Origin of the sequence: Flavobacterium pokkalii (assembly GCF_014596575.1) — a bacterium.
Taxonomy (GTDB): Bacteria; Bacteroidota; Bacteroidia; order Flavobacteriales; family Flavobacteriaceae; genus Flavobacterium; species Flavobacterium pokkalii.
Genome location: NZ_NASZ01000002.1, coordinates 14078 through 25980 on the forward strand (window position 1 = coordinate 14078; position 11903 = coordinate 25980).

9 protein-coding genes are annotated in these 11903 nt (G+C 36.3%); 7 read left to right on the top strand and 2 right to left on the bottom strand.

Annotation, left to right across the window (positions count from 1 at the left end; all coding sequences use genetic code 11):
* Positions 1-45: 45 nt before the first annotated feature.
* The 6 genes from B6A10_RS02020 to B6A10_RS02045 all read left to right on the top strand — a co-directional run bounded on the left by B6A10_RS02020 (position 46) and on the right by B6A10_RS02045 (position 6792).
* Positions 46-1188, top strand: coding sequence for an iron-containing alcohol dehydrogenase (locus B6A10_RS02020; protein WP_188219522.1), 1143 nt, complete (start codon positions 46-48; stop codon positions 1186-1188).
* Between the two features lie 9 nt (positions 1189-1197).
* Positions 1198-2127: a dihydrodipicolinate synthase family protein gene (locus B6A10_RS02025; RefSeq protein WP_188219523.1), complete on the top strand. Its 930-nt coding sequence runs from the start codon at positions 1198-1200 to the stop codon at positions 2125-2127.
* The gene (pdxA, locus tag B6A10_RS02030) at positions 2127-3170 is read left to right on the top strand and encodes a 4-hydroxythreonine-4-phosphate dehydrogenase PdxA (RefSeq protein WP_055092017.1); all 1044 of its coding nucleotides are present in this window, start codon (positions 2127-2129) and stop codon (positions 3168-3170) included. Before B6A10_RS02025 ends, pdxA begins: the two co-directional genes overlap by 1 nt.
* Before the next feature lie 4 nt (positions 3171-3174).
* Positions 3175-4326, top strand: a complete 1152-nt coding sequence (locus B6A10_RS02035; RefSeq protein ID WP_188219524.1) for a four-carbon acid sugar kinase family protein — start codon at positions 3175-3177, stop codon at positions 4324-4326.
* 13 nt (positions 4327-4339) lie between these two features.
* Positions 4340-5911 carry a sodium:solute symporter gene (locus B6A10_RS02040; RefSeq protein WP_188219525.1) on the top strand — a complete coding sequence of 524 codons (1572 nt, stop codon included), beginning with the start codon at positions 4340-4342 and terminating at the stop codon, positions 5909-5911.
* Positions 5912-6102: 191 nt separating this feature from the next.
* A complete protein-coding gene (locus B6A10_RS02045; protein WP_188219526.1) occupies positions 6103-6792 on the top strand; it encodes a PH domain-containing protein in 690 nt (229 codons plus the stop codon).
* 191 nt (positions 6793-6983) lie between these two features.
* On the opposite strand, the gene B6A10_RS02050 is transcribed toward B6A10_RS02045, so the two are convergent.
* Together B6A10_RS02050 and B6A10_RS02055 are read right to left on the bottom strand one after the other, a co-directional pair.
* Complete coding sequence (locus B6A10_RS02050; RefSeq protein ID WP_188219527.1) at positions 6984-8369, bottom strand: hypothetical protein; 1386 nt, start codon at positions 8367-8369, stop codon at positions 6984-6986.
* Positions 8370-8385: 16 nt separating this feature from the next.
* Positions 8386-10665, bottom strand: a complete 2280-nt coding sequence (locus tag B6A10_RS02055; RefSeq protein WP_188219528.1) for a TonB-dependent receptor plug domain-containing protein — start codon at positions 10663-10665, stop codon at positions 8386-8388.
* Positions 10666-10804: 139 nt separating this feature from the next.
* On the opposite strand from B6A10_RS02055, the gene B6A10_RS02060 reads away from it, so the two are divergent.
* Positions 10805-11878: a helix-turn-helix domain-containing protein gene (locus B6A10_RS02060; protein ID WP_188219529.1), complete on the top strand. Its 1074-nt coding sequence runs from the start codon at positions 10805-10807 to the stop codon at positions 11876-11878.
* Positions 11879-11903 lie beyond the last annotated feature (25 nt).

An 11903-nucleotide genomic window follows, 5' to 3' on the forward strand; every position in this document is an offset into this window, starting at 1 on the left:
GTGTTAAAAAGTTGTTGTATAGAGCTTTATGTTAAAAGAGAAAGAATGAAAGAAATTGTAATTTTAAATCCTAATCGTGTTGTTTTCGGGGAGGGAAGTATGCAGCGATTTGTGGATGATTTTGTAGAAAAAGGTTTTAAACGTTTGTTTTTGTTGAGTATTACTGAACTTAGTCATACGTTGGCTTCTTTTTTAAATACATTAACATCACAAGGAGTTGAAATTGTTATTGATGAATCAATTGTAGGAGAGCCAACATTTGATGATTTTAATAAAACATTAGAAAAAGCCATTGCCTTTAACGCCGACAGTGTTGTGGGAATTGGGGGTGGAAGTGTTTTGGATGTGGCTAAATTAGTGGCTGCTCAGTTAAAAAACACGCAAACTTTAGACGAAATAAAAGGAATCGGAAATCTTAAGGAAAGACAAATTTATGTGGCTTGTATCCCAACGACTTCCGGAACGGGAAGTGAGGTTTCGCCAAATGCTATTTTTGTGAATGAATTAGGAGAAAAAGTAGGGATTATTAGTCCGTTTTTAGTGCCCGATGCGGCTTATATTGATCCGGTTTTGACGGTTTCTTTACCAAAAAGTATCACTGCTGCTACCGGAATTGATGCCTTAACGCATTGTTTAGAAGCGTATACTAATAAATTTGCACATCCTTTTGTGGATTTGTATGCTTTAGAAGGGGTACGACTGATTGCTAAATATTTAAAAAGAGCCTGTGATAATGGTTCGGATTTAGAAGCCAGAGCGCAGGTTGCCTTAGGGAGTATGTATGGAGGAATGTGTTTAGGACCTGTAAACACGGCTGCTGTTCATGCTTTGTCTTATCCGTTGGGAGTAGAATATCATATTCCACACGGATTATCAAATGCTTTGTTGTTACCTTATGTGATGGAATATAACATTGAAGCCGATGTGAGTAAATACGAACGTATCGCTGAGGTTTTAGGCGCAGAAAAGAAAGCGACTTCTAAAGAAACGGCTTTGGAAGGTGTGAAAATCATGAAGCAATTAATTGCTGATTGTGGTTTACCACTTACGTTGAGTGAGGCAGGGGTAAAAGAAGAATCGATTCCTCAATTGGCTGAAGGAGCCATAAAAGTACAACGTTTGTTGAAAAATAATATTAGAGAAATTGCCGTAGAAGATGCTGTAGCGATTTATCAATCGGCTTTTTAGATACATAAAATGAAGAAAATTAAAAAATATAATGGAGTTGTGGTACCAATGGTTACGCCATTGCGTGCCGATTTGAGTATCGATTTGGATGCGGCTGGTGTTTTGGTTAATCATTTAATCGAAGGCGGATGCCATCCTTTTGTGTTAGGAACTACGGGCGAATCCAGCTCGATTTCTTTGGAAAGCAAAATTGCTTTGGTCAAAAAAACTGTTGAGGTTGCCAAAGGGAAAGCGGTGGTTTATGCCGGAATTTCAGGAAACTGTTTCCAGGAATCGGTGGATCAGGCTAAAATGTACACCGATTTAGGAGTGGATGTTTTAGTGGCTCATGTACCGTTTTATTATCCGTTGAGTCAAAATCATATTTTAAATTATTTTAATCAATTGGCTTCGGCAGTCGCATTGCCATTGATTATTTATAATATGCCAATGACTACTAACATGTCAATTGATTTAGAAACGGCTGATGCATTGAGTAAACACCCAAACATTGTTGGCTATAAAGAATCCGAAAGAGGCGAAGAACGTATGGCAAAAGCCATCGGACTGTGGAAAGACCGTGAGGATTTCGCTTATTTGTTAGGTTGGGCGGCAAAATCCTATGAAGGAATGTTGCTGGGTGCAGACGGATTAGTACCGAGTACCGGAAATTTAACACCGCAATTGTACAGTACAATTTATGAAAGCGTTTTAGCAGGAAATAATGCAGCGGCTCAAAAAGCTCAGGAAAAAAGCGATGCGATTTCTAAAATTTATCAGGAAAACCAAATATTATGCAACGCTATTCCTATTCTGAAATCTTTATTGGCAAATTATAAGCTTTGTACTAAAGCCGTTTTATTGCCAATGATTGCTGTGAATGAAGCGGATGAAAAAACAGCATTGGAAAAAATTAAAAATTACGGAAACGATTTAAAAAGCATAAACAGTATTGAATAATGGAGAATAGAAAGCCAATATTAGGGATAACTATGGGAGATCCCGCCAGTATAGGACCTGAAGTAGCTGTAAAAGCTTTGTTAGATCCAAAAGTGTATGAAGCCTGTAATCCTGTTTTGGTGGGAGAAGCAGATGTTTTTGAGCAGGCAATTGCTTTTTGTGGTTTGGATTTAAAAGTAAATCGTATTTCAAAAATTGCGGATGCCAAATTTGAAAAAGGAACCGCCGATGTTTTTGATTTGAATTATATGAATATTGCCGATTTAAAAATGGGCGAAATCACTGCCGAAGCTGGAGATGTGGCTTTTAGAACAGTGGTTAAAAATATCGAATTGGCCTTAGCCGGAGAAATTGACGGAACGGTAACAGGTCCAATCAACAAAGAGTCTATTCAAAAAGCGGGACATATTTTTGCCGGGCACACCGAAATTTATGCGCATTATACCAATACCAAAAAATACGGAATGTTATTGGTGGAGGAAAATTTAAGAGTAATTCACGTTTCTACGCACGTTTCCTTAAGACAGGCGTGTGATTTGGTTAAAAAAGACCGAATATTAGATACTATTTACCTTATCGATGATGCCTGTAAAAAACTGGGTGTTCAAAATCCTAAAATCGGCGTAGCCGGATTGAATCCGCATGCCAGTGACGGAGGACTTTTTGGTTGGGAAGAAGAGCAGGAAATTATTCCGGCAGTCAATGAAGCTTTAGCAAAAGGCTATAATGTGGAAGGTCCAATTCCTGCCGATACTTTGTTTCCAAAAGCTATTGGAGGTGTTTATGATGGTTGTGTGGCTATGTACCACGATCAGGGACATATTCCGTTTAAAGCGGTTGGGTTTAATTGGGATCAGTCCAAAGGACAAATGAAAAGCGTTAGAGGTGTAAATATTACTTTAGGGCTTCCTATTATTCGAACTTCGGTAGATCATGGTACGGCTATGGAAATTGCAGGAAGAGGTATTGCCAGTCCGGATGCTATGGTGCTTGCTGTTGAATACGCGGCAAGATTACACAAAAATAAACAAGACAAGCAGTAGGAAGATGATAGCGGTTATTTCAGATGATTTTACAGGGGCTGCCGAAGTAGGCGGAATTGCCTTGCGCAATGGTTACAGCGTTACCATAGATACTAGTGTAAACGCAAATTACGACTGTGATATTTTGGTAATTGCAACAAATACGAGGTCTTTGTGTACAGTTGAGGCTCAAAAACAAATCAGGGAAGTAACGGAAGAATTGCTTAAATTGAAGCCCGATTTTATTTATAAAAAAACCGATTCTTTGTTGAGAGGCAAAATCGGGGAGGAACTTGAGGTGCAGTTAACGGTTTCCGGAAAGAAAAAAGTGCTGTTAGTTCCGGCTAATCCGGCAATGAACCGCACGATTGTGGACGGAATTTATTATTTGAATAAAATTCCTCTGATGGAATCTGATTTTTCCGGAGATGAGTTTGAAAGAAGAGCCACTTCCAGTGTTTTGGATATGATTGGAGACGAATACAGAGACCAGGCTTTTTCTGTTTCTTTGGGACAAAAAATACCGAAAGAAGGATTCATTATTGGAAATACGCCAACAAATGAAGATTTGATGGGCTGGGCCAAAATTATTGATGATACGATGCTGCCTGCCGGTGGAGCGAGTTTTTTTAATGCTATTTTAAGAACTATTAAAAAAGAAGAATCTGCCTTGAAAAAGGAATTCTCTTTTGGTAAAAAAGCATTGTACGTTTGCGGAAGTAATCATTTGCCAAGCAGAGAAGTGGTTCGTGAAGTAAAAGAAACCGGAGGAAGTGTATTGTATATGCCGAAATCTATTTTGTGTGCGGATAATTTTGAAGAAAATATTACGCAGTGGATTGATGCTATCACAGCTGCAATTGAACAAAAAGACAAGGTAATTATTGCTGTTGATACTTTGGAATGCAAGAAAACGGAAGAACTTTCCTGCAGCATAAAGGAAATATTTGCCACAGTGGTGAAAAAAGTGCTTGAAAAAGTAAATTTGGATGAATTATTGATAGAAGGTGGTGCAACAGCTTATGCTATTATTGAACATTTGGAATACAAAAAGTTTTACCCGGAGCAGGAATTTGCTCAGGGGGTAATCAGAATGAAAATAGAAGAAAAAAAAGAAATGCATTTAACCCTAAAACCAGGAAGTTATCAGTGGAATGAATCTGTCTGGAAATTTTAATTTTATCTAAATTATGAGTGGAGCCTCGTTACATTTTATCGATTATTTAATTATTGTTTTGTCTTTGGTACTGACCTTTTGGGTGGGAGTCAAGTTCTCTAAAAAGAATACCAATACGGAGCAATACTTTGCAGCCGGAGGCAGTATTCCGGCCTGGGCAGTAGGAATGTCTATTTTTGCCACTTTAATCAGTAGTGTGACTTTTTTGGCTTATCCGGGTGAAGGTTATAAATCCAACTGGATTTTACTGGTTCAGGGATTTATGGTTCCTGTTGTCTTGCTTTTTTCCATCCGTTTTATTGTGCCCTTGTATCGCAATGTCATTGGTTTGAGTGCCTATGAATATTTCGAAAAACGATTTGGCTATCTGGCGCGGGTTTATGGTTCTTTAGGCTTTATTTTTGCTCATTTTTCTAAAATGGGTTCGGTGTTATTTCTTTTGGCTTTGGCTTTGTCATCTATGACCGGAGTTGATGCTTTAACCGTTATTTGGATTATTGGTATTGCCATTATTTTTATCACTCTTTTTGGTGGAATGGAAGCCGTAATCTGGCTGGATGTGATTCAGGGATTTTTACTAATTTTAGGAGGAATCGTAGCTATCGCAGTTATTCTCTTTAAAACCGATGGAGGTCTTGGAGCAATAGTAAATTATGCTGTTGATAACGACAAAATAGGTTTCGGACCTTATGATTTTGACTTTGTCAACCTTACTTTTTGGGTGATGGTAATCAATGGTATTTTTTATGCCATTCAAAAATATGGAGCCGATCAAACGATTGTACAACGTTATCTAACCGCTAAAACCGATAAAGATGCGATTAAAGCTTCGGTTTTAGGAATTGCCATTACGGTTCCGGTTTGGACCGTTTTTATGTTTATTGGTACGGCTTTGTTCTCTTTTTATGCGTTGAATCCACAATTGCATTTACCGGAAGGGATCGCTTCTGATGCCGTTTTCCCTTATTTCATTACCACTCAATTGCCTCCGGGACTGATTGGTTTAATTTTGTCGGCATTGATTGCAGCGGCAATTTCGAGTCTGGATGCCGATTTGAATTGTTTGGCCGCAGTAGGTGTTGATGATTATTACAAAAGATTAAAACCGGGAGCTTCCGGTTTACAACATCTTAGAATGGGTAAAATCTTAGTAGTTGCAGCCGGTTTAGCCGCAATTTTAGTCGCCAGCGTTTATGTGTATTATGGAGAAGATGAAGGAATTTTGTCAACCGTGTTTATGTTGTACGCTATTTTTTCAGGTGGAATTGCCGGAATGCTATTGTTAGGACTTTTTGTCAACAGAGCCAACAGAAAAGGGTTGAATGTGGGGATTGTTGCCTGTATTTTGTTTACCGGTTTTGCGTTGCTGACTTCTACTAAAATAGGAACCGGAGAGGCCAAACACCTTATTCTGGATATGGGAGATTTCAATTATACCCATCATAAATACATGTTAGGTGTTTACAGTCATATTGTATTGTTTTGTGTGGGTTGGATTGCTAGTTACTTTTTTCCGAAAGAAGAAGTGCCAAATCATCTGACGTATTATGGTTATTTGGAGAAAAAAAGAAAAGGACTTATTTAATTTATTTCATAATTCATTTTGTAAAAAGCCTTGGTTGTATCGCAGGAACAACTAAGGCTTTTTTGTGTACTTTTGTTCCAAAGCAAAAGTTATAAAAGTAGCAATAATTAACTTCTATTTAGGAAATTAGCGCTTACTTTTGTAACAGAAAAAAAGACTATTTAATCCGTGTCCAAATAAATGAGGAACTCATGAAAGATCAAATTAAAAAATTTTTAAACGAGGAACAAGATCCGAAAGCCATTGAAAAAATCACTTCCAAACTGGATGATTTATTGATGAAGAATGAAGAAATAGGTTATATAGGGGTGCAAAAAAAACCAGCAATTACTGTTTTTCCCGACAGTATTGTTTTGACTAATAAACGAATTATTATTTGTCAGCCTAAAAATTTAGGACTTTCGATGGATTTTACCGATTATACCTGGGATCAAATTGAAGGAACTTTTGTTAAAGAAAATATTTTGGGTTCGGAGTTTTCTTTTTCAACCAAAACTGATTTGACCGTTTCCATTGATTATATTCCAAAAATTCAGGCCAGAAAGATTTATACGTTTGCCAAAGAACAATTGGATATTTTAAAGAATAACAGTAGTTCCAATGTGGCTGCACCGGAAGTGCTTCCCGAAGAAATAGAAGATATGGAAGCGGAAGAAGTAAGCCATTTTGCCGAAATCATTCCAACTTCTATTCCTGAGATTATAACTGAAAAAGAATCGTTTGCCGAATCGGTTTCTAATGCAAAAGAAAGCAGTTTTGCCGGATTGTCTCAGGACGAATTATTTGAAAAATTACAGAATTACAAAAAGCTGTTAGATAACGGATTGATTCTTCAGGGTGAATATGATGCCTTGAAGAAAGAAATTTTGAGTTTGATGTAGTTTAAATGTTTTTTAGATATAAATTTTAAAACCCCAACAAGTTTTGAATTTGTTGGGGTTTAGTGTTATGGTAAATGAATAGGGAGAAATTAGAAATAGATTGTATCTAAAAAATAATTTCGATTTGTTTACTAATTAAGCACCTGTTTCCCCAATCCGGCTACTGTTTTTTTTAAAATAGGCGTATCGTTTTAGTAAGCACCAAGATAGAAACTCCCGGAAGCAGCCTTTAATTTAGCTCCTTTTTTGATTCCCTTAGTTTTTGTGTTTACAATATAAATGTTACCATCTTTTCCGGCAGGAGTTAATGGAACGTAGATATTGTCATCTACAAGACCTATGTTTTGGAATTGACCTAAAGTGGTTGATAATGCGGCATCAGTTTCAATGTCTGTTGCTAATTTAACAGCAGTTTTATCATTTAGATTAATCAAAGCAATATATCCACCTGCTGCGCTTGTAGTTGTGTATAGCACTACAGCTACACCATCTTTAACATATCTCCAGGCTTTAATACTTGCGCCGGTAATTCCTAAGGCTGTGTTAAGATTAAAGTGGTAGCTTTGATCATAATCATTAGTTGTTTTACTGATACGTAAGATATCCGGACCAGAAGTTGCTGTTGCTTGGTATATATGGCCATCAGTGCCTACATATTGTGTCATAGTACGGTAGCCAAGATTATCTGTCATGGTGTTTTCAGAAGTGATAATTTTAGGATTTCTTAAAGAAGGATAATCTACCACATAAGTTACTGTTCCTAAATTTCTTTCGTCAGTCCTTGCCCAGCCATTAATAGCACCGGATGTTGCATTTGTAGTAACTGTACCATTGATGTCATGTCTTCTGATTCCTAAACCAATGTAAAGTTTGTCTTTAGCTTGATTTAAAACCGGAACGTCAGCTCTCCACACATGGTATCCTTCTGATTCTAATTCTGTTCCTAAATCCACATTAATTGATCCTGTATTTGTGATAGCGGTGTTATTTAGGTCAATATTGGCAATTTTTATGATTCCTTTTGGATGACGGTAAACATAATTAGGCGCAGTTCCAGTATAAGGATCTAAGGCATCTCCAAAAGATACACCTACACCAATACCTTCAGCTGCTTTAACCCAGCGTGGGGAAGTACCTAAAATTACGGCAGTATTCAATTCATAACCTACTTCTTTAAATTTTCCGGCACCCGAAACACTATATTTATTGAACACGCCGCCTTCTGTTCCGGTGTATTGAATGTTGTATAAAAATTTACCATCAGCAGAGGCTTGTACACGCGCAGTACGACTTGATTTTAAGGCAAAACCTTCTACATATTCGGCTCCGTTCATTTTAAATAAATCAACTTCATAGTTTGGATTGGCGGCATTTTCCGGAGTAATGGCATAGGCACGAGTACCGCCATTACCAGCAGTACCGTTGGCATCAGGGAAAGAGCCTGTTAATGTAATCCAGCGTGTGCCGTCATTTCCGGAATTATCTCCGGAATCTTTATTGTCATCATTACTACAGCTTCCTAATGTAAATGCTGTAATGGTACTAAATAATACTATTCTAAATAGATTTTTTTTCATGTTACTTATGATTTGATTATAAAAAATTATTAAAAGTGTAATTCAATTTGAAGTAGATGCCTCTGCCGGGTTTTTGTATTCTGAAATTGTCGTAAACTTCTGCGTTTGTCAGGTTTTTTACATCTATACTTGCGACTAGTTTTTTGGAAGGGAAACGGTAACTAAATCCCAAATCATGGGTAAATTGGCTTGGAGTCTTTGACCATTCAGGTTGTCCCCAAACGGTATAATATTCTTTGACATATCCGGTATTGTAATAGGCGTTTAGGATAGATTTTTTTTGGAAAATGTTATTAAATCGGTACTGAAAATTAGCATTAAAGGTAAAATAAGGTTCGTTCACTACCTGTTGTCCGTAAAAGGTGTGAGGATTGCCATTATTGTCAAATTTTTGTTTGAAAACATTATTGAATTGGGAAAAATTTAAAGCTGCATTAAATCGGCTGTTGTAGATGTAAATAATTTCGGCTTCCATGCCTCGGGCTTGAGTTCTTCCTAAATTGACGTATCGGGTTGTTTGAATATCCGCATCCGATTCTTCCTCAATTTCAGTTACATCTACCGCTTGTTGCGTGATTTTTTTATAACCATTTCTCCAAAAAGCGTTGGCATAAAAAGAGACTCTGTGCTTGCCAAAGTCTAATGCACCGTAGCGGAAACCCAGATTGTAGTTAATGTTTTTCTCAGGTTCTAATCCAAGATTGGGCAGAATATTATTTTCAGGAGCTCCATACAATTGCATTTCTGTAGGCATAATATAAGAGTTCTCTGTGGAGGCAATAATGAATAGAGCTGGAATTATATTGTAAGAAGCAGTAGCACCATATCCAAAATTATGGTTAGAAGTTATCGTGTCTTTTTTTACAATCGAGTTGACACCATCCACGGTTACAATTTCTGATTTTGTTTGATTGTTACGATTGGTTGTGTACTTCCCTAAAATATTTGTTCGTAGTTTTCGGTTAAAACTTTCAGCCTCATAATTCATCGATAAGATATGTTTAGTGACTAAACTTTTAGTGGCTAAATCTTGCGATGCCGGATTGAGTAAATCTTCATCCTTTCTATTTGTTGCTTCGTATTTATGATTTAGCGATAAACGATGCCCAGGAGTAATAATATATCCCAAATTAGAACGGGAATTGGTAATTTTTCTATCTGTATTGGTCATGGTTTTTGGACCTTGTTGTCCTCCTCCTGTTCGTAGTGGAACTTTTTCTCCAAATTCAATGATTTCTCTGATAGTACCATCCCAGTTGTAGGCATAACTAACGGTGTCCTGTAAGTAGGTACTGCGTTCGCTTCGCACAGCATTAATATTTAATGCTAAATTTTTTATCAGGAAATTTTTCTTGCTATAATTTAATAATAATGCATGGGCTTCTGTTTCATTAAATCGGCCTACATATGGAACTGCCATAGTAATTCCATGAGGTATTTCAGTATAGTTACTTGATCCATTGTAACCAATGAAAAACTGATCTGCCCATTTGGTATCGGTAAAGCCAACTTCAACACGACCTCCCACAGATTTATAAGTGTTATTAAATCGTTTGGCCTTATACGGTTTGGTTATTTGTCCCAATTCATTAACATAAGTAGTTGAATTTCCCCAAGTTGTATAACTATTGTCGGTATAGGTATAAAAGCTTGATCCTCTGAAGGAAAGTCCTGTTTTTTTATCGCGGTAGCTTGCCCCTAAATCGGCTTGAAAAGTGTTGAAAGAACCGTAAGAGACAGCTGCCGTAGCAGTATTTTTGGATACATTTTTTTTCAATACTACATTAATTGCACCACCAACATAATCACCAGTTAAATGTGAAGGTAAAATTCCTTTATAAACTTCGATTCGCTCAATCATAGACGGAGGGATGTTGTTGAGGTTGAAAGACTGACCGAAAGTAGAAGCTTCAATTCCATCTATAAAAATTCCAATAGTGCTTCCAGACATACCGTTAAGATTGTACTCTACATTAGAACCGATTCCTCCATTTTGTCTTACACGTACACCAACAGATCTGTCCAGTAATTCATTGGTGGTTAAGTTTCTTAAAGATGCTTCTTTCGTTTCTATAATAGCCACTGCAAAACCCGAAGTTTCTGCTTTTTGTTTTTTTGATTTCCCTTTGATGCTTACGGTTTTTAAGTCTTCAATTTTCTTTTTTGGTTTCCCTTTATTTTCTGCAGGCTGAATTTTAGCGGGGTCGCTTACTTTTTCAGCTGTTTCATCCTGTTGTGAAAAGGCTGAAAGCGATAGTAAAAGAAACAACAGAGTATAAAGTGGGTGAGGAGTCATTTTAAAAATTTTGTGTTTTTTCTTAAATAATTATTCTTAATTAGATTTATTATAAATAAATTTGTCGCAAAAATACTATTGGAACACAAGAATAGAATAGGCTAAAACGGATTATTACTTTGTAAAAGCGGATTATATTTTGAAACTAACATCTACAATTTTAGGGCAGCAGCAAGCATTTATTTCTATAGAAACGGAGGATTATTATAATTCGAATAGTTCTCTTGCGGAAGAAAAAATTGTTGTAAATAGTGAGGAACATGATGAAATTAGGATCAGCAATCAGCGTGCGGATGGAATTTTAATTTTGGATAGTCAAATGTATTTTTCAAAGCCGAAAATTATTTTAACTCAAATTACCGGGGAATCCATAGTGATGAATTTTGTTTGTTCGAGTAATTTAGAAACTCATGTTGAACCATTGGAAAGGGAGCCTCTTTCTATAGAAAACACTCATAATATTCTGTATGCTGAAAATTTTAACGGCACATTTAAAATTCCTGCTTTGGAAGAAATTAATTGTTTTGCTGTTGTTTTGTCGCCACATTTTTATTTTAAATTAATTAATGAAGACAGGATGCTTCATAAAAAATTTTCTGAAAATATTACTCAAAAGAAAACAGGGTATTTAACACCTGAATATCTTCCTTTTAATTCGGGGATTCAGTGGGTTATTCACGAAATAAGAAATTGCAAATTTGAAGGTTCAATTAAAAAAATGTATTTGGAAACCAAAATTAAAGAGCTTCTTCTTTTTCAATTGGATTCATTACTGCAAAAGCCACAAAGAAATAAGGAAATAGATGAGGAAGATGTAAACAAACTTTTGAAAGCCAAATTAATTTTAGAAGAAAATTTTACTAATGCGCCTTCACTTCCGGAGCTTTCCAGACTGATATCTCTCAATGAGTTTAAATTAAAAAAAGGTTTCAAAGCTTGTTTTAAAACAACTGTAAAAAGTTATGTAACCCAACTCCGGATGGAATATGCCAAAGTTTTATTTAAAAATGAAAGGGCTAATGTTGGTGAAATAGCGTACAAATGTGGCTATAAGGATGTGTCGCATTTTTCGGCAGCTTTTAAATCGTTCTATGGTTTTACTCCAGCCAGTTTCAGAAAAATTAATCTTGGAACAAAAATTTACCTTTTGTGTTTTGATTTTTTTGATCTCCTTTATTTAGATCTTCTTTCATTAGACTGTTGCATGATTTAATTTTTACTTCAAAATCAATTTTTGG

Excerpts from the sequence above, each read along its gene's own strand:
- B6A10_RS02020 (WP_188219522.1), top strand. The coding sequence starts at position 46 with ATGAAAGAAATTGTAATTTTAAATCCTAATCGTGTTGTTTTCGGGGAG.
- B6A10_RS02050 (WP_188219527.1), bottom strand. The coding sequence starts at position 8,369 with ATGAAAAAAAATCTATTTAGAATAGTATTATTTAGTACCATTACAGCA.
- B6A10_RS02040 (WP_188219525.1), top strand. The coding sequence starts at position 4,340 with ATGAGTGGAGCCTCGTTACATTTTATCGATTATTTAATTATTGTTTTG.
- B6A10_RS02035 (WP_188219524.1), top strand. The coding sequence starts at position 3,175 with ATGATAGCGGTTATTTCAGATGATTTTACAGGGGCTGCCGAAGTAGGC.
- B6A10_RS02045 (WP_188219526.1), top strand. The coding sequence starts at position 6,103 with ATGAAAGATCAAATTAAAAAATTTTTAAACGAGGAACAAGATCCGAAA.
- B6A10_RS02025 (WP_188219523.1), top strand. The coding sequence starts at position 1,198 with ATGAAGAAAATTAAAAAATATAATGGAGTTGTGGTACCAATGGTTACG.
- B6A10_RS02055 (WP_188219528.1), bottom strand. The coding sequence starts at position 10,665 with ATGACTCCTCACCCACTTTATACTCTGTTGTTTCTTTTACTATCGCTT.
- pdxA (WP_055092017.1), top strand. The coding sequence starts at position 2,127 with ATGGAGAATAGAAAGCCAATATTAGGGATAACTATGGGAGATCCCGCC.